Consider the following 21,416-nt stretch of genomic DNA (forward strand, 5'->3'; position numbering starts at 1 on the left):
CCCAGCGATGTGGGGCTGGCCGATCGGCCGCGCCACCGGCGGGCCGTGATCGCGCGTGGCGTGGCGCCCGAACCCGCCGGGCTCAGAACTCGCACTGGTTCGTGGCAGCGTTGCAGGTCGAGCCCGGCGCCACGAACGGACACACGTCGCCGAAGAACGAGGTGCACGGGATGCCGCAGGTGTCGGCCGTGTGGTCGTAGCACTGCTGCCCCGGGCCGCACTCGGCGTCGTTGTTGCAACGGCAGTTGAAGTCGTCGGGGATGCCGTTGCCGTTCTCGTCGGTGCCGTCGCAGCACTCGGTGACGTAGAAGTCGCTCGCGCTGCAGTCGTCGTCCTGGCAATCGATCGTGCCGTCGCAGTCGTCGTCGAGGCCGTTGGTGCAGGCGTCGACACCGAACTCCGCGCTGGGGTCGTTACCGCCCACGCAGCCGGCGCAGCCGGGCGCGGCGACGCAGTCGGGGTCGCCGCAGTCGGCGTAGACATCGCCATCGTTGTCGATGACGTCGTTGCAGACCTCGACGGGGTTGGCGTCGATCTCGACGTTGAGCTGCCACGCGCCCTCGTTGGGCCCGCCGATCGGGTCGATGGTGTAGCCATCGAGGAACACGAAGTAGTTGCCCGGCTGCAGCAGCGTGAGATCGATCGACGAGGCCAGGTTGCCGCCGCTGTCGTCGTCACACGCGAGCTCGAGACCGGAGGCACAGTTGCCCGCGCGCACGTAGAGCACCGAGTCGAACGAGGTGCCGACCGAGGTGAGGATGACGTGCGAGGGCTGCAACAGGATCAGCTGGAACACCGCCTCACCGGCTCCGCCGCCGCAGGTGCCGGCGGTGTTGTTGCTGTGGCCAGTGGTGTCGCCGAAGAAGGTGCCGCTGGCGAAGATCGCCGCCGCGGTGCCGCAGTTCTGCTGGCTCTGCACGCACACCGGCACCGCGAAACAATCCGAGTCGTCGCAGTCGATCGCGCCGTCGACGTCGTCGTCGAGGTCATTGTTGCAGATCTCCGCCTGCGGCATGCAGCCGGCATCGAACACGCAGGCATCGTCGGCGCAGTCGATGAAGCCGTCGCAATCGTCGTCCTGCCCATTGCCGCACTGCTCGGGCACGCACATCGCACACGATGGTGAGAGCACGCAGTTCGGGTCGGCGCAATCGACCAGGCCGTCGCAGTCGTTGTCGTTGCCGTCGTTGCACTGCTCGGCCGAGGGGCCGCCCACGCAGGTACACGAGAAGGTGCCCTCGCAGTCGGGATCGACGCAGTCGACCAGCAGGTCGCAATCGTCGTCCTCGCCGTTGCCACACTGCTCGAACGCCGCCATGCAGGTGCACGCGCTGTCACCCGCGCAGTCGCTGTCGTCGCAGTCGATCGCGCCGTCGCAGTCGTCGTCGAAGCCGTCGACGCAGAAGCCACCCTCGCTGCCGGCGCAGCCGCACGCCGGGGTCCCGAGGCAATCGGCGTCGTTGCAGTCGACGGTCGTGTCGCAGTCGTCGTCGCTGCCGTTGGTGCAGTTTTCACCGCCCGGTGCCGGCGCACAGCCGCAGTTGGGCACATCGTCGCAGGCGGGGTCGAAGCAATCGGCGACACCGTTGCAGTCGTTGTCGTCGCCGTCGAAGCAGTCCTCCGGCGCGCCCGGGAAGGTGTTCGGGTTGAGGTCGTTGCAGTCGCCACCGCCGCACGAGAACGGCGCGACCCCGTCGCCGTCGGCATCGCGCGCCGACATCACGCAGACGCCGCCTTCGCAGGCGCCGATCATGCACGGATCGCCCGAGGCGCACTCCGGGTCGTTGGCGCACAGCGGCGGATCGCCGGTGGTGTCGCTGTCGCTGTCGCTGTCCGTGGTCGGCAGGTCGTCGCCGGTGGTGAACGTATCGGTGACGCTGGTGGGATCACCGGTGGTGAAGGTCACGCTGCCCGAGTCCGCGATCGTGACCGAGCCCGAGTCCGTGTCCGTGCCGGTGCCACTGCCGCCCGTGCTGCCGGTGCTGCCCTCACCGCCCCCGGGCGTGAACGTGAAATCGGAACGACCGCACGACGCCGCACACGCGAGGCCGAGCAGAGCTACGGAACGACCAAGGGTACGCATCGCGGGGTCGCCAGCGTATCAGGGTTGCGTGGGGCGGTCGTGCGCCGCGGGCGGCGCCTGCACCCACGCGGCGATCGACGCGTCACCCGCAGGCTCCAACCCTGCCCGCGCCGCGGCCAGCGCCCGCCGCAGCTCGTCCATGCCCTCGAAGCGCTCGGCCGGCACGCGGGCGAGGACGCGCCGCAGCATCGGCTGCAGTGATTCCGGCACGCCATCCAACGTCGGCGCGGCCCGGCGGATGCGCTCGAGCGTGGTCGCGACGTCGTCGGCCTCGAACGCTCGCGTGCCCGTCAGCAGCTCCACAGCCACGACGCCGAGCGCGAACTGGTCGCTGCCGCCGGACAGCGCCGCGCCCTCGACCTGCTCGGGTGAGAGGTACGCGAACTTGCCTCGCACGACCCCAGCCGCGGGCTGGCTGGCGTGCGCAGTCGCCTTCGCGATGCCGTAGTCGGCGAGCTTCACCTCGCCCTCCCGCGACAGCAAGATGTTCGACGGCGTGACATCGCGGTGCACGATCCCGAGCGGCCGCCCCCGCTCGTCGCGGGCCCGGTGCAGGTGGGCCAGCGCCGCGGCGACCGCGTCGACGATCGCGAGCGCGACCCCGGGGGCCGGGCGCGAGCGCAGCAGCGCGCGGCGCAGATCGAGGCCATCGACGCGCTCCATCACCATGAAGTAGCGACCGTCATCGACCCCGAGATCCAAGACCTCGACGAGGTTGGCGTGGTGCAGGGTCGCGCCCAGCTTGGCCTCGGCGATCAGCTGTCGCTGCAGCTCGGGCTCGTCGGCGCGCTCGGGCAGCAGCGCCTTGATCGCGACCGGCTTGCGGAAGCCACTGGCCCCCACGCGCTCGCCCGCGAACACCTCGGCCATGCCACCGCTGCCGATGCGCGCGAGGACGCGGTAGCCCCCGAGCTGCGCAGGCAGGTTCATGCGGGTGCGCTAAGCTTAGCAAAGTGTCGGCGACCGCGACGGTTCACACCGAGGCACTCGGGCCCGCCGGCGCCGCACCGCTACCGTGCCAGGTGGTCGTGATCGAAGGTCCCGATGCCGGTCGTGCGGTCGAGCTCGGGCCCGGCGAGACCGTGATCGGCTGCGACCCGGGCTGCGATCTCCCGCTGACCGACCCGGCGGTGTCGCGGCGGCACCTGAGCGTGCGCCGCGACGGCGACCGCTTCGCCGTGCGGGACCTCGACAGCCGCAATCACACCCTCTACGAAGGTGGGCGACTGGGCGCGGCATCGCTGCCGGTGGGCGCGACGCTCAAGCTCGGCCACACGTTCGTGCGACTGCAGCCGCGGCCGCAGCCGCTGGTGCTGACGCCGAGCCGCGCGCGCCGGATGGGCGAGCTGGTCGCCGAGAGCCTCGCGATGCGCGAGGTCTTCGCGGTGCTCGAGCTCGCGGCCGATGGCGACGTCTCGGTGCTGCTCGAGGGCGAGACCGGCGTGGGCAAGGAGCTGGCCGCCCGCGCGCTGCACGATGTCGGTGCGCGTCGACGGGGGCGCTTCGTCGCGATCGACTGCGGCGCGCTGCCGGAGACGCTGCTGGAGAGCGAGCTGTTCGGCCACGTGCGCGGGGCCTTCACCGGCGCCAGCGCAGCGCGGGCAGGCGCGTTCGTGCGGGCCGACGGCGGCACCATCTTCCTCGACGAGCTCGACACCATCTCGGGTGCGGTACAGGCACGACTGCTGAGGGTGCTCGAACAACGGCGGGTGCGGGCGGTCGGCGCCGACGACGAGACCGCGATCGACGTGCGCGTGGTCGCAGCTGCGCGCCGCGACCTGCGGGCGTTGGTGGCCGAGGGCAGCTTCCGCGCCGACCTCTACTACCGCCTGTCGGTGGTGCGGGTGGTACTGCCGCCCCTGCGCGAGCGTCGGGAGGATGTCGCGCCGATCGTCGGCGAGCTGCTGCGCCTCCGTGGACTCGCCGAGCCCGGGCCGATCGCGGGGCCCAACCTCGACCGACTGCTGGCCCACGAGTGGCCCGGCAACGCCCGCGAGCTGCGCAACGCGATCGATCGCGCGCTGGCGCTGTCGCCGGGGGCCACCCGCTTCGACGGGCTGCGGCTCGCACTCGATGGCGACGTGGGCCAGCGCGAGGCCCTGGTCGTGCGCGACGAGCTACCGTTCGCCGCCGCCAAGCAGGCGGTGGTCGACGAGTTCGAGCGTCGCTATCTGCGAGCGCTGTTCGATCGCAACGACGGCAACATCTCGGCCGCAGCCCGCGAGGCCGACCTCGATCGCAAGCACCTGCGCGCGCTGCTGGTGCGTCACGGCATCCTCGCCACGCCGTGAACGGTCACCACCACCGCGGTGATGTTGTCGGTGCTGCCGGCGTGGTAGGCGTCCTCGACCAGCGCCTCGCAGGCACGCCCGTCGTCGCGACAGTGCGCGAGCACGTCCGCGATCGCGTCGTCGTCGAGCGCACCCCATAGCCCGTCGGAGCACAGCAGGTAGCGGTCGCCGGCGCACACCGGCTCGAGCCGTAGCGCGGGCTCGGCCGCGCCATCCATGCCGATCGCGCGCGTCAGACACGCCAGCAGTGCGGGTGAGACCACCTCTGCCGGCATGCCGGAGCGCGTGAGCTCGGCGGCGACGGAGTGATCGTCGGTGAGCAGCTCGAGCTGTGCACGCAGCCGGTACAGTCGCGAGTCCCCGACGTGGGCGAGCGCGAGCTGACCACGATGGAACCACGCCAGCACGGCGGTCGAGCCCATGCGCGCCAGTCGTCCGCGTCGCTCCCTGCGAACTGCGTGGTCGGCCGCGCGCAGGGCCACGTCGACGGCCTGCGCCAGTGGCCCCAGCGACGCGCGCGAGCGCTGCGGCCACGTGCCCTCGGGATCGATGTCGAGCCGGCCCATGAAGGTATCGATCGCGGCGACCACCAGCGCGCTCGCGACCTCGCCACCCTCGTAGCCGCCCATGCCGTCGGCGACTGCGAACACGCCCGAGCGAGGACGCAGCAGCATCGCGTCTTGATTGGAGCGGCGGCGGCCGACCACCGAGCGGCCGTCGCAGGCGAGCGTCATCGCGTGGGGATCCATCGCGGGCGCAGCGGTGCGCACGACGTGCCGCCGCCGAACGCCGCGCGAGTCCACGCCGCGGTGGTGACTCGGCGCCCCACCGGCGGCGGGCGGGGCGGGGCCGCGCTGCGGGGTCGACCCCCCGGGCGACCGCGGCGCGCTCGTTCGTCGCGGTGGCATCAGAAGCGGCCGCCGATGCTGAGCCCGGCCTGTCCGCGCGCGAGCATCGGCGCGACCCGCAGCCCGGCGACGCCCTGCGTCGGCAGGGCTCGCGTGCGCTTGTTCGCCACGGCGAACGCGATCATGCCGCCGACGAACACCGGCACGCCCACCGCTGCCAGGCCCACGCCGGCCCACAACACCTTGGGCCCGAAGCTGCCGTTGCTGTAGCCGCCCGCGAGGCCACCGCCCAGCACCACCAGCGCGCCGCCGACGGTGAGCGTCGCGACGCCGCGGATCCGCAGCTTGCGGAGCTTCTCGCGCTGCTCCGCGAGACCCTCGTCGGCCGTGCTCGGACGCGGCGCCGCCAGGGCCGGGCGTGGGGGCGGCAGCTCGTCGTCGGCCGCTTGCGCGAGCTCGACGTCGGACGCCGACGGTGCGACCGCAGTCGCGGGCTCGTCGGCCGCAGGCGACGCGGCGCTCGATCCCGCGGGCTCCTGCCACCGCGCGGACGCGGTCGACGGCAGCTGGGTGAACACGGCCAAGGTGGCGACGGCAGTGGCGACGTTGCGCAGCATCATGCCGACCCAGGTGCGCGCGGCCGGGAGTTCGATTCCCCTGACGCGAGCGCGGGGCGGTGGCCGACGCCGACGTGGCCGCCGCTACACTCGCCCGCAGCGGTGGCTTCAGTCGAGACCGACGCGGCCGTCGATCCAGTACGCCTTGGTCCGCAGCTCGCCGACGCCGCGCCCACGCAGCTCGTCGCGCACCCGCTGCACGAGGTCGGCGGCGCCGGTGATGCCGACGGCGCCCGCGAGCTGCGGCAGCGCCCGCGCGAGCGTCTCGCCGCGCGCGGCCCCCATCGGGCGCTCGACCAGCTCGACCTCCTCGAGACCGGTCGCAGCGATGGCCCGCGCGACGGCGACGCCTTGCGCCACCTCGATCCACGCGCGCACCTGACCAGGACGCGCCCTCGCGTAGCTCGCAGCGACCGCGATCGAGGTCTCGTCGCCGACCAGCGTCAGCGGACCGGGCGGCATCGCGAGCGAGCGCGCGGGACCGGCAAGGCGAACGCGCGCGCCCGGCTCGAGCGTCCGTGCCCAACGCGAGGCCGGCGTGTCACCGCGGGCGTACACGAGCAGCGCCGTGCCGCCGTCGGGGCCCCACCACAGCGGCGTGTACGTGCGAACGTCGTCGCTCGGCATCAGCACCTGCAGCTTGTCGCCGGCACTCCACCGCGCACCGCCGCCGCCCCGCACGGCCAGGCGCACGAGCCGGAACGACGGCTCGGGTGCGGTGACCCCGATGATCTCGGCGTCACGCAACAGCGGACCGAGCAACCGGAAGACGCGGCCCTTCATCGACATGATGGACCATCGAGGGACGCTCGCTCCGGCACGCGGGTTACGTCGCGTGTGCCGCCTTGCGATGCCCGCGCGTCCGAGAATCGTCCGCGGGGGCTGTAACGATCGCCCGCCCGCGGGCACCGGTGCCCGACGCCCCATCGGCGCCCGGGAGACCCACCATGCACCGCACACCTCATCTCGTCTTCACCGTGGGCTTGCTCGCCCTGTTTGCCGGTTGTGATACCGCCGAGCCCGACGACGCGGCCCTTCGCGTCGACGATGCGCCGCAGTGCGGGCCAAAGACGCTGCCCTGCCCCGACACGGGCGACACCGCGGACACCGACGACGGCACCAGCAGCTCCGACGACGGCACAGGTGGCTCCGACGACGGTACGGGTGGCTCCGACGACGGTACGGGCGGCTCCGACGACGGTACGGGCGGCTCCGACGACGACGAGGGCGAGGCCGATCTGCCCTACAACTACGATGTCCAGCTCGGCGACACCGTCTTGCTCGACGACATCTTCCTCTCCGAGGGGCCGCTGCCGACCGCGGTGCTCTCGTTGACCCCGCGCGAGGGCGACTGGCGGCTCGCGGAGCTCGAGGGCGGTGTTGCGTTCGAGGTCACCCAGGACGACTGCGACCACGAGGGCAGCGACGGCACCGGTCGCGACCGCTTCGATATCACCTGGCAGAACCCCGACGGCACGCAGAGCAGCGATCACTTCACGATTCGCTACTGCGATTGAGCACGCGCAAGGCGAGACACCGAGTGCGCGGCGCCGCTGGATCGCCGCGCCCTCGCGTGCTCCACCGCAGCATCGGCGATGCGCGACGCCGGTCGCTTCGATGGGTCGCCCTCAACCGCACGCCACCTCGAGGGTCGTGCACTCGCCGGTCGTGAACGGCGGTGCATAGCCCTCGGGCGGGTTGCCGGTCTCGATCTCGACCAAGCCGACCGTGCACGCGATGAGCGACGACGTGGTCGGTGCCGCGAGGCAGTCGTCGAAGTACGCCGCCGGCTGCAGCTGCAGCGCGCCGGAGCGGCCGACGCGGCCGAAGTTCTGGCAGCCGGGGCAGTCATAGCTCCACTCGACGAGCACGGTGCCATCGCCGAACGCGTGCACGCGCTGGGCGACCAGGCCCTCGTCGCCCATCTCGCCCCATAGCACCTCGTAGGTGCCGGGCACATCGTCGCGCAGGGACTCGAGCAGACAGATCGCGGCGGCGTCCGACTCGAGCGTCTCGAGCGTGGAGAAGCCCAGCGCCCACACGCGATCGCACACCGCAGGGCCGTCCTGCGCGCAGCCGAGCGGGCTCTCGCAGCCCTCGCTGTACGAAAAGCAATCGCCGTCGGTGAACGACTCACAGTCGCCGCACTCGTACTCCCAGCGCTGCACGCACTCGGTCTGCACGCACGTGGTGATGACGCCGACCTGGTCCTCGCACTCGCAGGTCGCCGAGCCGACGATGGTCGGTATGCCGTCGACGAGCGTGCAACTCTGACAACCCTCGAGCGTGTCACCGAGCATGCAGTCGCGGGTCGCGAGGCACGGCCCCCACTGCAGCTCGCCGTCGATCTCGTCGCAGTACGCGACACCGTCCATGCCGTCCGTGGTGCACTCGACGAACATGCCCTCGAGCGCACACGGGCCCGACGGGCCGTCGCCCGCGGTGGTCGTGGCGGTGGCATCGGCGGTCGTGCTGTCGGCGGTCGCCGTATCGGGCGTCGAGTCGCTGGTCGGATCGCCGTCCGCGCTGGCCCCAGTCGCGCTCGCGACCGCGCCGTCGCCACAGGCGAGTGCGAGACCGAAGGAGAGGATCGCACTTCGCGTCTTCATTGCAGCAACACTCCTTCGAAGGCCCCGCGACAACACGTCGTGAAGATCTGCATGTCCTCGCCGCCGCAGTCGAATGCCGCGAGCGCCTCGCCGACCTCGCACTGCGAGATGACGGTGTCGTCGACGATGCAGTCGCACAGCGCGGTGGCGTCCTCGACCGGACACACGACCTCGAGATCGTGGCCGTAGCACCCCGTGCCCCGCCATTCGCACGCCGACTGTGTGCCGCCGCCGCCCGGGATGCCGCCCAGGTGCCAGCAGGAGCCCTGACACAGGTCGTGCTGGATGTAGACCGCCTCGCACTCGCGCGCCTCGCACGAGGGCTCGGCGGGCCCGGCCGCGACCGCCTCGCACGCGATCACCTCGCGGTAGACGTCGATGCAGGCGCCCTGCTCTGCGAGTACGATCGCATCGAGACAGCGTCCGTAGCAGGTCTCGCCGACGAACACGTCGGCGCAGCCGCGGGCCTCGGCGTTGAGGCACCACGACACGCAAAGGTCGGCGTCGGTCGGGGCGCCGCTGGTGGTGCTGGTCGTGCCGGGATCGCTCGCAGCGGTGGTGTCGGTCGGCGCCGCCGACGAGGACGACGAGCCCGATGCGGCGCTGGACGTCGCCTCATTCGTCGATACGTCGACGGCCGGCCCGCACGCGAACACCAGCGAGAGCCACCACCACCGCCACATCCTCGCAGTGTACCACCGGACGCCGCGCCGCAGCGCGGCGTGGATCGACGTCGCCGGGTCGACGCAGGTGTTCGGTGCTGCCCCCGCGCAGCTGCCTCACAAGTGCGCTGCGATCGCCGCCACGACCGACGTCACGCGGCCCCGACCCGCCGCCGTGAGAGCTGCACCAGTGCGCGCCGCAACCGCCCGTGGCGCGCCAGCCCGATCGCGAACGCGTCCTCGCGCGGCGCGCCCTTGGCCAGGAGTATCGGCAGCACGGCGCGGCGATCGGCCGCGGGCCAGCGTTCGACCCCGAGCAGGCACGCAAGCACGCTCCAGCGACCGAACCACACCCGCTGCATCGGATCCATCGCCGCGCGGCCGGACAGCCCGAGGCTCGCCCGCATGCGGCGCGAGCACGATGCCTCGGCCGCTTCGGTGTCGCCGCCGTGGTGGCGACCCACCCACTCGCCGACCGCGAGGCCGATGCGATCGAGCGAGATCTTGCCCGCGACGTCGTCGCGCGGCCGGTCGAGGTGAAAGTAGACATGACCCGCGGCCAGCTTGCGTAGCGTCGCGGGCGACGAGCGGTGCGCGGGGTCGCGGGCGATTCGGCGCTGCTCCTGCGCGAGTGCCCGCCGCGCGCCGGGATCGGCGGGGTGAAAGCCGAGCTTCTGGTAGAACCAGAACGCACCACTCGCCAGCGCTTCGTCGTTGTCCTGGCCGAGCTGATAGGGATCGACGGCGAACACGTCCGCGGCGAACAGGTGGTGCACTGCCGAGAGCGCCTTGGCGTAGATCTCGGCGGCCTGGGTGCCGCGAAACGGCTCGAACACGTTGTAGTTGAGCTCCGCCGATCCGAACAGCAGGGCCGATTGATAGTAGCCGATCGGCACGCCGTTCTTGTGCAGGACGAACACGTAGACCGTCTCCATCAGCGGACGGAACGCCGGGAGCAGCCCGATGCACGACAGCATCACGCCGTCACCCACGTCGATGAGCCGGACGTCTTCGGGGTTCGCGTGCTGGATGGCGTCGAGGTCGCGTTCACGCGTCACCATCGCCTCGCGCGCGGCGTGGATCAGCGCCTCGGCCCTCGTGCCGGCCACGTCGCGCACCGAGCGGGGTGGGATCCGCAGCGCCGTCGAGAGCTCGGGACGCCTCGACGACAGCGCCGCGCGCTGGAACACCGGCGCGTGGAGCTGCACCTTCGCGCGGGTCCGAGACGGCGTGTCCGGGCCCGCCGACAGCCGCATCGGCACGTCGACGGTCTCGTAGATCGTCTGCCGCGTGAGGTCGTCGAGCGCGAGCGCCTCGAAGCGCCGGATCACGAAGGTGGCGTCGGTCTGAGCCGGGCCTTTGATGCGCTCGAGCCACTCGCGGGTCGAGACGTCCAGCGACGAGATGTCGATGACCTGGGCCTGCGAGACCGCGAGGTCGAGCAGATGCTCGGCGCTCACGGCCGAATCGAACCGCTCCCAATCGATGCTCAGGTACCGAGGCCAATGCGTGGCGAGCCAGCGCGCCGTCGGCCAATGGAATTGGTAGCGGATGGGCGTCCCCGCGATCCCGGAGTCCTGCAGCGCCTGGGCGAATTCGGCGACGTCACGGCGGCGACCGAAGCTCGCGATCCGACGCTCGACCTCGGCGAGGATCTTCGCATCGTCGGGGTACGCCCGCAGGAAACAGAGGACCTCGTGAAACCGTCGCACCTGCGCCGCGGTGGTCGCCCGACGGCGGCCGATCTGCCGGAGCAACTGCAATTTCTGCGACGCCTCGCCGCCACCGAACCGACGTGCAATTCGCTCGAGGCGGTTCAGCAGCAGGATCGTGGAGGGTACCGCCAAGGCGGCGATCCTAGCAGGCCGCGCGTGGCGGCGGTACCGACGCAAATGCCGAGACGCGTCGGTGCTCCGCGCAACTGTGACCGTCTCGCGCTGCGATCTTCGTCGAGATGCGCCGGCGCGGCCGACCCGATCGCTCGAGTCCGTGTCAGCCGCCCGCGGCGGCGGACACCAGCAGCTCGCCGGCGCCGCTGCGCTGGATCTCACCTGGCATCGGCGCACCGTCGAGGCCGTACCGCACCACGCGATACCGGGTCATCGGCGGCCCACCGGCAACCACCGGCACCAGCAGCACGCCGGGTTCGCGCTGCGACTGCGTGAACGCCAGGGTGTCGACCACCGCGTCGCCCTCGGGCTCGAGCAGCTGCACCGCGACCGCGATCACACCGTGGCTCGCGAGCTCGGGACCCGCGACCAGGCGCACCTTCACCTGTCGGTGCTCGCCATCGCGATCGCGGACGATGAACACCGGATCTGCGGTGGTCACCGGCGCGCCGACGAAGGTGCTGCCATCACCGCGGATCACGACCACGTCGATGCGCACCGGCGGCGGCACCTCGGCGAGTGCCGGCATCGACACGACCTTCGTGCGCTTGTCGCCGGCCTCGAACCGCACCTCGGTGGTACGGGAGCGGCCGTCCTCCTCCATCGTCACGGTCACCAGCGCCTCGAGCGTGTCGGCGGGCAGCAGCGGGAAGAGCCGCAGCGATCGTTGACTCCGCCACGGACCGTGCACGACCCACGACGTGCCCGCCACATTCGTCCACGGCCCTGTGACCGACGGGCCGTCGGCGAAGAACCACGTGTTGCGGAGCTCGAGCCGCGGCGGTGGCTCGGCGACGGCGGGTGGCGGCGGACCGTCGAACATGCCCCCGCCGGGGTCCACGACCGTCGGCACAGGCGGCGGCGGGCCGAGTCGCGCGCGCAGCATCGCCCGCGGCGCCGCCTCGGTGAGCGCGAAGCTCCGCGCCGCCTCGCCATCGATGCGGGTATCGATCTGCACCTGCGGTGTCTCGGCGAACGAGAGCGTGCCGGGCACCAGCTCGACCTCGAGCCGCGGCACGCCGGAGAGCGGATGCACCGCGAGCTGCAACGAGCTCGCGCTCGACCACTCGCCGATGAAGGTCGGCGGTCCCTGCCACGGGCCGTCCTCGAGGAAGTGCACCTCGCTGCGCACGCGGTAGCTCGGCGGCTTGCCGTCGGTCCATGCCGAGAAGTGCTTTGCAGTGGCGTCGCCGGGCTCGAAGGTCAGCGCGACCTGGGTCGTCGGGGTGCGCTCGTCGGGGTATGCCAGCTGCGTGACCAACCGCTGCACACCAAGGCTCGCGAAGTCGCCCAGCGGTCGCACGTCGACGTCGAGTCGCTGCCAGAAGCTGCCGGCATCACTGGCCTCGACCACGTGGGGCACCGCACCCATCGCCGAGAGCAGCCCCTGCGGCGCCGCGGTGCGGGTCTCGGCGTGGGACTCGTTCCAATCGAAGCGCATCGTCACGAGCTCCTCCTCGTGGATGTCTTTGAACGAGAACTGCAGGTTGAGCGCGAAGGTCGAGGACGTGCCACCGGTGCCGGCACCACCACCAGCCGCTCCACCCCCGCCGCCACCGAGCTGGCGCAGCATGTCGACCGGCAGGCCGAGTTGCTCGGCGAGCCGACCCACGAGGCTGGCGTCGGCCAGCGCCTCGCCGAGGCTACCGGCGCCCAGCGCCGCGGCGGCTGCGGTCGCAGCCTCGAGCAGGTTGGGTTGCCCCTGCGGCTGCAGGTGGCTCTTGAAGAAGTCGCGGACGATCTGCTCCTGCAACCACTGCACCGCCGCGTCGACGCGCGCGCGCAGCTCGGCATCGTCGACGAAGCGCAGCACCTCGATGCGGATCGCGCCGCTCTCGACCAGCTTCTTGGTCGCCGACTCGACGCCCGCACGCACGCCGATGCCGTCGTACGCGACGCCGGCCTGGAAGCCCCACGACAGCTCGTCGTAGACGCGGCGGTAGTCAGCCTCGACCCGCACCGCCAGCGCGGGCCGCAGGCCGTCGTACTCGAGCTCGTAGCGCACGCCGAGCGGGCTCGGCGACGACGCGTCGCCGCGGACCAGTGCTTCGACGAGTGCCGCGCCCTGCTGCGTGAGCTTCATCGAGAACACCGCACGGTTGCCGCCGAGCACGTCGCACGGCGTCTCGCCCAGCAGCTGCTCGACGAAGCCATCGCCCTCGCGCAGCGCTGCGGCCAGCGTGGCCTTACCGCTGCGCCAGGGGAACTGCGACAGCACCGGCTCGTGCACTCCGACGCGCTGCGCATGCCGGCGCGCCTCCTCGAGCGCGGCCTCGCTGGCGACCAGCTCGCAGGTGAACGACAGCAGGCCGACGCCGCCCTGGGCCGCGTCCGCGTCGCGGAACTTCACGAACGCGATCTCCGGCTGCCCGCCGGCGTCGGCGAGGGTCGGCCGCGTCGGCGCCCACCACACCCGCGAGGGGTCGGCATGGTCGCCGAACAGCACCAGCTCGCCGACGACGCCGAGCGGTCGATCGAGCGCCAGCATCAGCCCTGCTCCGGTGCCTTGGACGGCACCGCGAGGAAGGTGTCGTTGCGCGTGGTCGGCCCCACCTTGGCGTTGAAGCCGTCGTCCATGATCCAGGTCATCGTCACCTGGTAGTCGCGACGACCGGCGTCGGCCAGCTGCACGGTCCACTCCGCGTTGGCGTTGGGCCCGAGCCGGAAGCTCTGCTCCTGGTGGAGCTCGTGCGCGGCGTCGTGGTACGCGAGCAGGACCTCGACCGCCTCGACGTGGGGCGCCAGCACGCCGGTCGCGAGCTGCACGGTCAATCGCCGCACGTAGACCTCGCCGACTGGCAGTGTGGTCGCGTCGGTGGCGATCCAGCCGGTCTGGATGAACTCGCCGTCGGTGCTGATCATCGTCATGCGGTAGCGGTAGCGACGACGGGTCGGATCGGCGAGGTGGATCGACCAGGTCTGCGGGGTCGCGATGTTCTGCGGGTCGAACTGCAGCGTGCCGCTCTCGAAGATGCCGTGCTCGGCGTCCTGGTACTCGAGATCGACGATGAGGTTGGCGACGTTCTTACGGTCGCCGGCGACCAGTGCTCGCACCGTGAAGGTGTCGCCCTCGGGATCCTCGACCACCCACTGGTCCTGCGGCATCGGCATCCACGGGGTCTCGACCCTGCGGCCCTCGGCGCCGATGTACGCCAGCCGCAGCTCGCGCTGGCCCGGCACGCCCTGATCGACGCGGAAGCGGGTGCTGAAGGAGGTCTTCGCCGCCGACAACACGCCGTCCTCGTAGTGCTCGAAGCTGCCGTCCTCGGTGCGGTAGCGCAGCACCGCCTGCACCGCGGGGAAGCGGTCGTAGGGGAAGCCGGGGATGGTCGCGACCTCGAGCTCGTGGGTGTCGTAGAGCTCGCGCGGGTGCACCACCAACACGGTGCCTTCGTGGACGATCCAGTCCGCACCGGTGTCGACGCTCGCCCGCGGTCCCGGCACGGTGTCGTCTTGGAACGAGACCTTGTAGCGGTAGCGGAAGCCGTTGCCGCCGCGTCGGTCCATCCACTCGCGCTTGGTCGCCGAGGGCGCGTCCTTGGTGAGGAAGGGATTCCAGGTGTGCGCGTTGCCGTCGTCGTCGTCGTACTCGATCAGCACCTCGATGCCGACGATGCCGTCTTGCTCCCATGCCGCGGCCGCGTCGACGCGGAACGGCAGCACCTTCCACAGATCGTCGGCGCCGTCGACGATGGTCACCAGCTGCTCGCGGGTGATGCCACCCTCGGTCAGCACGTTGTGCATGTGCGCCTGGGGATAGATGGTGCGCTCGGTGGCCTTGCGCGCGCTCCAGTCGAGATCGAGCGACCGCAGCTCCTCGACGTTGACCTCCTTGCGCGAGTACGAGTAGCCCATGCCGAGCGTGAGGCCGTTCTTCGCCACCGACGCCAGGCCGTCGACGACGTTGTCCACGGTACTGTTGCCGGCCGAGTCCTCGCGCTTGAGCGTGGCCTCGAAGAACTTCTCGAAGATGAGCTGCCGGATCGCGGTCATCGCCTTCTCGCGCTCCGCGTCCATCGCCTCCTCGCCGACGCCCTCGACGGTCACGTCGATGGTGATGATCTTGTCCTCGACGAACTTGTCGATCGACTTCTGGATGTCGATCTCGACGAACAAGAAGCTGCCACCCTCGCGCTCGGACCAGTGGTCGTAGACCTTCTGCCAGTCGACGTGGGCTTTGACGTTGAAGGCCGGCTGCAGGCCCGCAAAGGTCAGCGTATAGACCACGCCGATCGGCGTGACGCCATCGAGTGCGCCCTGCAGCGCGGCGGCGCCCTTCTTCGGCAGCTTGGCCTGGAAGATGGCGCGGTTGTCCCCGTACAGCGACGGCGAGCCCGCGCCCATGATCTTGGCGACGAACTCCGTCGCGACCGGCGTCGCAGGCGTGCCTGTCGCGGTCGGCTCGGGGGTCACCGCGTCGAGCAGCATCAGCTTGACCGCCCCCGAGCGGAAGAAGATCGGCGTCAGCCGTGGCTTCTGCTCGAGGTTGTTGTCCGCCCGCAGCCGCGAAGCCGCGCGGTCGATGACGTCCGGCTCCCACGAGAGATCGACGTCGAGGCTGAGGAACGCGACCGCGTCCTCGGCGTTCTCCGCCACGGTGTCGAGATCCTCGCGGTACACCAGCAGCCGGATCGCTGGGGTCCCATCGATCATCTTGGCGACGTGGGGGAAGTTCGGGAGGTAGTAGAACTGCGTGGGATCGCTGAAGTCGGGGAACACCGACAGCGCGCGGTTCTCGTCGACCCTGATCTGCGTGACGCCGTTGCCGAGGTAGAGCATCAGACCGGCTCCTGCGTCGCCTTGGGCGCGGTCGGCAGGATCACCGCGGGCTTCGACAGCTTCACCGGCGTCGAGCTGACGCTGGTGCCGTCGGCGTAGAACCAGGTGATCTCCATGGTGTACTCGCGCGGCGCGTCGTCGGGCACCGGCACGAACCACGACTGCTTCTCCTTGCCGGTGAACTGCAGCGTCTGCGCCAGGTGCACGTTGCGAGCGTCGTCGTCGTAGCGGAGGTTGACCTCGAGCGCGATGGTCTTGGCGAAGTCCTGCAGCAGCGGGTTGAAAGCGGCCCCGACCAGCGGAATCGAGTAGCGTGGCACCACCACCAGCTCGCTCGCGCTGGTCTCCCACGGCCGCTCGACCGGCGGGCCCTCCTTGGGGAAGTACGTCACGCGCATGCGGTACTCGAGCTTGCTGTCGGGCAACACCGGCACCGACCAGGTATGCACGTCGGTGTTGGCCTGCAACGAGAACGCGGCCACCGTGTCGGTGCCCGGCGGCACCGGATTGGGATACTCCACGTCGACGCGCACCAGCGGCGTGCTCGCGACATCGAGCGTCGCGCCGGTGATCTTCACCGCCAGGCGCGGCGGCCCCTGCACCTTCACCGGCACCGCCTGATCACCCTCGAGCGTCATCCACGGCGACTCCTGGGTGTCGCCGTTCTTGAAGGTGGCGAGCAGCTTGTACTCGAACTTGCGGACATCGGCGTGGACCATGAGCACGCCCCACTTCTTGAACTCCTCCTGGGTCTTGAGCTGGAAGTGACCATCGCGATGGTAGTCGCCGTCGGCGTAGCGCACGTCGACAGCGGCCTGCACGACCTGCGACCAGTCGCCAGCCGGCACCAGCGTCACGTCGAGCACGTCGACGTCGGGTCGACCGATGAGCAGGTTCTGCACCGGCCCGTCGGTCTTGGCCCAGTCGCGCGTCACCACGGTGCCGGTCTTGAGTAGGTACTCGACGCGGAACTCGAGCGGCTTGTCCCAGTCGGCGTAGAGCATGCGGGTCCACGTGCCCGAGGTGCGATCGGCCGCCAGCAGGATCGACTGCCCGGCCAGCGGCACGTCGCGCGCGGTGTCCTGGTAGCGCAGGTGCACCAGCACCGCGTCGACGACGTTCTCGTAGTCGATGCCGACGCCACTGACGGCAACCTCGAGCTTGCCGGGGGTCGGCACGGCGATGTTGAGGTCGCGGGTGGTCGCGGTCTCCCAGCGCGACCACTCGCCGGCGGCGCGGCCGACGAAGGTGACGCGCGAACGCCAGGTGTAGTCGCGCTTCTTGCCGATGAGCGCCGGGTCCCACTTCTGCGGGTCGGTCGCGGCGGGCGTGAACGTGAAGGTGTTGGTCTTGAGCTCGCCGTCGTGCTCGTACTTCACCTCGACCTCGACCGCCGCCACGCCGTCCTCTTGCCAGCGCGCGAGCGCCCGCACCGACAACGCCAGGGTCTTGAAGAACGGATCGTCGAGATCGACCTCGCGCACGAACGCGGTCATGTCGCGCTGGTCGCGGAAGAACGCGGCCAGCGTCCCCTGCGGTGCGATGGTGTACTTGACGTTGGGCTCGATCTCGACGTGCTGCTCGAAGTCCGTCATCTCGACGTCGTTGATGCGCTTGAGCCGATAGACCTCGTTGCTGCTCTCCGCGAGGCCGCTGTCGGCCCACTCCTCGAGCGGCTTGCGCTCCTTGGTCGCGAAGCGCTCGGTCAGCAGCTTCTGCACGCCGCTCATGGCCTGCGAGGTCAGCATCTGCTGCAGGTCAGGGTCGGTGACGCCGCCCATGTCGATCTTCACCGTGACGATGCCGGCGTTGATGGCCGTCGACATGATGTTCTCGGAGGTGAAGTAGTCGTCCGAGCAGTTGTCGTGCTCGTGGAACAGCTCCTGCGCAGCGTGGTAGACCTGCGAGGTGTTGAACTTGATGTACATGGTGGCGCGCGGCAGCTTGGCCAGCATCGTCAGGCTGTAGACCACCTGCACCGGCGTGAGATCGGTGGCCCCGCCGCCGCCGTCGCCGACCAGCGTCTTCTGCATGAACGTCGCGCCGTCGGGCGTGAGGTCGACGGAGAACGCCGCGACGTTGTTGCCCAGCAGCGACGCGGGGCGCTCGCCGATCTTGTTCTGCACGAGGCCCGCCGACTCCGGCGCGTTCATCGTGACCTTGCCCTCGAGCCACAATGGCTCGCCGAGCTCGACCTTGGGCGGGTCACCCTCGAAGCGCTCGCCATCGCCGTCACCGGTGGGGATGTCGAGGCTCATGCGCGTGCCGGTGCCCGCGGTCGCCATCGGGCCGCCGCCGGCCATCGCCGGCGAGTTCCACACGTCGCCGATCGAGTCGTTGAACGCCGCGCGCAGCTTGAGCCGCCGCACCTTCGGATCGGGGATGGCCTTGAGCCGCTCCCACTCCTGGTTCACCCACGACTGCAGGTCCTCGAGGATCTGCGCCTGGTGCTCGGGCTCGGTGCGCAGCTCCGCGTCGAAGACCATGTAGCCGCCGCCGCGCGGCAGCTCGGGGTTCTCCTCGCGCGACTGGTCCGAGAACTTGTACTTGATGAGCTGCCACACCGGGTTGCCGCGGCCGTCGAGGCGCACGCTGGGGAACCCGGGGATGATGTAGAAGCGCGCGAACTTGGCGTCGTCGCGAAACACCGTCGCACTGGCGCCGCCGTCGAACTGGTAGTGCTTGAACGCTGGGAGCTTGAGCATGGCGTGATCCTTGGGGTGCGCTGCGGGTTTGGCGGTCAGGCGGGTTGATACTTGGTCACGGAGATGACCGGGTCGTCGGTCTCGCCGCTCTTGCCCGGCACGCGCGTGCCGTCGGCGAGGTTGTAGGTGATGGCGTAGGAATAGCGACGCTGCGTGCGGTCGCCGATGTCGACGGTCCACTTGGCGTTGGGCTCGGCCTGTGAGAGCGCCAGCGGGATGCTCTCCTCGCGATCGACGTCGCGCCAACGCAGCACCACGTCGACGAACGGCGTGGCCGCGAAGTCGATCGCGAAGCCGCGCACGATGACCTCGAGCTTGCCGGACTGCGGCAGCGTGGCCTTGGGCACGAACACCTCGGTCGCGCTCGTGCGCTGCACTGGCCCCTCGATCGGCGCGCCGTCGGCGGGGTGCCACGTGATCTGGTAGGTGAACTCGCGAACGCCATCGGGGCGCAGCGGCGGCGTGAAGCTCTGCGGCGCGGCGCTGGTGAAGCTCAGCGTCTTGCGCTCGTCGCCGTAGGCGAGCGCGACCATCACCGCGGGCGTGCGCGTGAAGTCGACCAGGTTCGGCAGCACGTTGATCTTCAGCTTGGGCACACCGGCGACGCGGATGGGGATCGCTTGATCGCCCTCGAGGGTCTGCCACGGCGCATCGTCGACGTTGCCAGTCTTGTAGGTGATGAGCGCCTTGTAGCGGAAGCTGCGGCGTCGCGGGTCCTTCAGCAGCACCTGCCACTGCACCAGCTGATCCATGCCAGTCAGGCGCGCGACCTTGTCGTAGACCACGCCCTCGCCAGCCTCGTACTCGAGCGTCACCACGCACTGCGCGACCTCGGACCAGTCGCCGGCCGGCACCAGCGTGACGTCGAGGATGTCGACCTGCGGCGGCGGCACCACGAACAGCGTGTTGCTGACCTCGGTCCGACCGGATGCACCCTCGATGACCTTCTCGTCGGCCAGCATGTACGTGGTCGACACCGTGATCTCGCCGGCCAGCGGCTTGTTGACGCGCCGCTCCCACTTGCGCACGGCCTGCGCGGCCGTGAGCTCGAAGGTGTGCGAGAGCATCGCATCGGGCGAGGTCGGATCGGGGCAGCTGAGCTTGACCACCACCGAGCGCAGCAGCTGCCAGTTGAGGCTCGCGCCGCTCAGCTCGAGATCGATGCGACCGGGATCGGCGATCGCGATGGTGAGCGCACGGGTGGTCTGCCGCTCCCACGGCGTGAACTCCGTGGTGGTGCCGTCGTCGTAGATGATCTGGTAACGCGACTGATAGGCCCGCACGCCGCCGACGACCGCGGGATCGAAGCGCCACGCGCTTGGAGCGGCGGCGGTGAAGCGATGCGCGTCGCCGACGTGATGGGTGCGACCGTCGGCATCGAGCGCGTCGTAGGAGAGCTCGACCAGCACCGCCGCGAACGGGCTGTTCGCGAAGTCGACGATCGGTAGCACGTCGACCCGCAGGGTCTGGAAGTCCGACAGCGTGACCTCGACGACGTGACGCCGCATGGCCTCGGCGTCGTTGCTGGCGAAGGCCGACTGCAGGATCCCCGGCACCGCACCGGTCGGCCACTCGACGACCTGCGAGCGCTGGACCCGGATCTTCAAGTCCATCTGCGAGCTGTTGATGGTCTTGCGGACCTTGTAGCGCGTCGTGGGTGGGCGCCAGATCTTCACCGACGAGGCGACGTCGTTGAAGTCGCCGCCGACCCACGGCGTGTTGGCGCTGAACTGCCGCATCGTGCCGCCGAAATCGTTGTGTTGGTAGAGCGTCGCGCGGTGTCCGGGCCGCAGCTTGAGCGACGAGACCACGTCGTTGAAGCCCTCGAGGCTGGTCAGCGACTCGCTGACCTCGAAGGCGCGCCCACCGAAGTCGCGGTGCTCATAGAGGATCGCGGCCCAGCCGGCGTCGCGCTGCCCGGGCTGTCCGGGGTCGTCGGGGCCGAACTCGAGCGCAGAGGCATCGGCCTCGGCGGGCTCGAGGAAGCGACTCTGGATCATGGTGTCGAACAGGTCGAGCGCGTACTGCTGCAGCGCGGTGACGACCTCGGCGGGCACGGTCGCGTCGCGGGCGTTGACCTGCACGTCGACGAGGCCGAGGTCGCGCAGCTTGGCGCTGCTGATGCCGTTGTCGCGGTAGGTCTCGACCTCGTCGGGCGTGCAAGGATCGTCGCGGTCACTCTGCGAGATCTCGAGCAGGGTCTCGTGGATGCGCTCGGAATGTCCGGTGACGGTGACCTCGACGGGCGGCAGGCGAGCCCACATCTTCAGGTCGTACTCGACCGTGATGGGGGTCGCGTCGGTACGGCCGCTGCCGTCCTCCTTGATCATCGTCTGCTTCATGAAGCTCGCGCCGGCGTCGGTCAGATCGAGCGAGAACGCGGCCACCGAGCCGGTCACGAGCGAGGCCGGGGCCTCGGCGAAGCGGGCCGTGACGAGGCGCTCGTCGTTGGTGGTGCGCATGGTGACCGTGCCCGAGCTGAGCTGCGGCGCGGCGAGCTCGACCCGCGGCGCGGTGGGCTGCGCGTACTCGGGCCGCCCGGCGAAGGCCGGATCGGCGCGACGGCGGGCGTACTCGGCATCGACCACCGGCTGCAGCTCGAGCGCGATCGCAGCTTGGCGATCGGGCGTCACGGCGAACTCGGTCTCGAGCGACATGTACCCGGCGCCTGGTGGCAGCGACGGATCGGCGGCCCGAGCCGCGTCATCGAAGTGATAGAGATACAGCGTGAACTTCGGGCGCCCCTCGGCATCGCGTGCGAGCCGGGGCTCGCGGGGCACCATGTAGTAGCGGTACCAGATCGCGTCATCGCGATAGACGGTGACGTCGCCGATGGTCCGCTGGTCTTCGATCACGAGCATGCGAGCCTCCACCACCCGATCGATCGCACCGCATGACAGCGGAGCGACACGCGGGCTGCGGAGGATAGCAAT

The 21,416-nt window shown here is 70.4% G+C and carries 14 protein-coding genes; 2 read left to right on the top strand and 12 right to left on the bottom strand.

Annotated elements, in window-relative coordinates; all coding sequences use genetic code 11:
• Positions 1–82: 82 nt before the first annotated feature.
• Positions 83–2,083: a putative metal-binding motif-containing protein gene (locus IPH07_17375; protein MBK6919169.1), complete on the bottom strand. Its 2,001-nt coding sequence runs from the start codon at positions 2,081–2,083 to the stop codon at positions 83–85.
• An 18-nt stretch (positions 2,084–2,101) separates the two neighbouring features.
• On the bottom strand, positions 2,102–3,013 hold the full coding sequence (locus IPH07_17380) for a serine/threonine protein kinase (GenBank protein MBK6919170.1): 912 nt from the start codon (positions 3,011–3,013) through the stop codon (positions 2,102–2,104).
• A 23-nt stretch (positions 3,014–3,036) separates the two neighbouring features.
• Between IPH07_17380 and IPH07_17385 the strand changes: the two genes are divergently transcribed.
• On the top strand, positions 3,037–4,374 hold the full coding sequence (locus tag IPH07_17385) for a sigma 54-dependent Fis family transcriptional regulator (protein ID MBK6919171.1): 1,338 nt from the start codon (positions 3,037–3,039) through the stop codon (positions 4,372–4,374).
• Here the strand turns inward: IPH07_17385 and IPH07_17390 are convergent.
• The 3 genes from IPH07_17390 to IPH07_17400 form a co-directional block, all read right to left on the bottom strand.
• On the bottom strand, positions 4,350–5,108 hold the full coding sequence (locus IPH07_17390; protein MBK6919172.1) for a serine/threonine-protein phosphatase: 759 nt from the start codon (positions 5,106–5,108) through the stop codon (positions 4,350–4,352). The genes IPH07_17385 and IPH07_17390 overlap by 25 nt on opposite strands.
• Before the next feature lie 173 nt (positions 5,109–5,281).
• Positions 5,282–5,842 carry a hypothetical protein gene (locus IPH07_17395; GenBank protein MBK6919173.1) on the bottom strand — a complete coding sequence of 187 codons (561 nt, stop codon included), beginning with the start codon at positions 5,840–5,842 and terminating at the stop codon, positions 5,282–5,284.
• Between the two features lie 105 nt (positions 5,843–5,947).
• On the bottom strand, positions 5,948–6,622 hold the full coding sequence (locus IPH07_17400) for a hypothetical protein (protein ID MBK6919174.1): 675 nt from the start codon (positions 6,620–6,622) through the stop codon (positions 5,948–5,950).
• Between the two features lie 164 nt (positions 6,623–6,786).
• Between IPH07_17400 and IPH07_17405 the strand changes: the two genes are divergently transcribed.
• Positions 6,787–7,356, top strand: coding sequence for a hypothetical protein (locus tag IPH07_17405; protein MBK6919175.1), 570 nt, complete (start codon positions 6,787–6,789; stop codon positions 7,354–7,356).
• A gap of 111 nt (positions 7,357–7,467) precedes the next feature.
• On the opposite strand, the gene IPH07_17410 is transcribed toward IPH07_17405, so the two are convergent.
• The 7 genes from IPH07_17410 to IPH07_17440 all read right to left on the bottom strand — a co-directional run bounded on the left by IPH07_17410 (position 7,468) and on the right by IPH07_17440 (position 21,344).
• On the bottom strand, positions 7,468–8,448 hold the full coding sequence (locus IPH07_17410; GenBank protein MBK6919176.1) for a hypothetical protein: 981 nt from the start codon (positions 8,446–8,448) through the stop codon (positions 7,468–7,470).
• A complete protein-coding gene (locus IPH07_17415; GenBank protein MBK6919177.1) occupies positions 8,445–9,131 on the bottom strand; it encodes a hypothetical protein in 687 nt (228 codons plus the stop codon). Before IPH07_17415 ends, IPH07_17410 begins: the two co-directional genes overlap by 4 nt.
• A gap of 131 nt (positions 9,132–9,262) precedes the next feature.
• Entirely contained in the window at positions 9,263–10,957 is a 1,695-nt protein-coding gene (locus IPH07_17420; protein MBK6919178.1) for a hypothetical protein, read from the bottom strand.
• A 145-nt stretch (positions 10,958–11,102) separates the two neighbouring features.
• Positions 11,103–13,487 (bottom strand): hypothetical protein, encoded by a 2,385-nt coding sequence (locus IPH07_17425; protein MBK6919179.1) that lies wholly within the window; start codon positions 13,485–13,487, stop codon positions 11,103–11,105.
• The gene (locus tag IPH07_17430) at positions 13,487–15,778 is read right to left on the bottom strand and encodes a hypothetical protein (protein ID MBK6919180.1); all 2,292 of its coding nucleotides are present in this window, start codon (positions 15,776–15,778) and stop codon (positions 13,487–13,489) included. Before IPH07_17430 ends, IPH07_17425 begins: the two co-directional genes overlap by 1 nt.
• On the bottom strand, positions 15,778–18,483 hold the full coding sequence (locus tag IPH07_17435) for a hypothetical protein (protein MBK6919181.1): 2,706 nt from the start codon (positions 18,481–18,483) through the stop codon (positions 15,778–15,780). Before IPH07_17435 ends, IPH07_17430 begins: the two co-directional genes overlap by 1 nt.
• Positions 18,484–18,518: 35 nt before the next feature.
• The gene (locus tag IPH07_17440; protein ID MBK6919182.1) at positions 18,519–21,344 is read right to left on the bottom strand and encodes a hypothetical protein; all 2,826 of its coding nucleotides are present in this window, start codon (positions 21,342–21,344) and stop codon (positions 18,519–18,521) included.
• Positions 21,345–21,416: the final 72 nt, after the last annotated feature.

It is taken from the genome of Deltaproteobacteria bacterium (assembly GCA_016709225.1).
Lineage (GTDB): Bacteria > Myxococcota_A > Polyangia > Nannocystales > Nannocystaceae > Xiheibacterium > Xiheibacterium phototrophicum.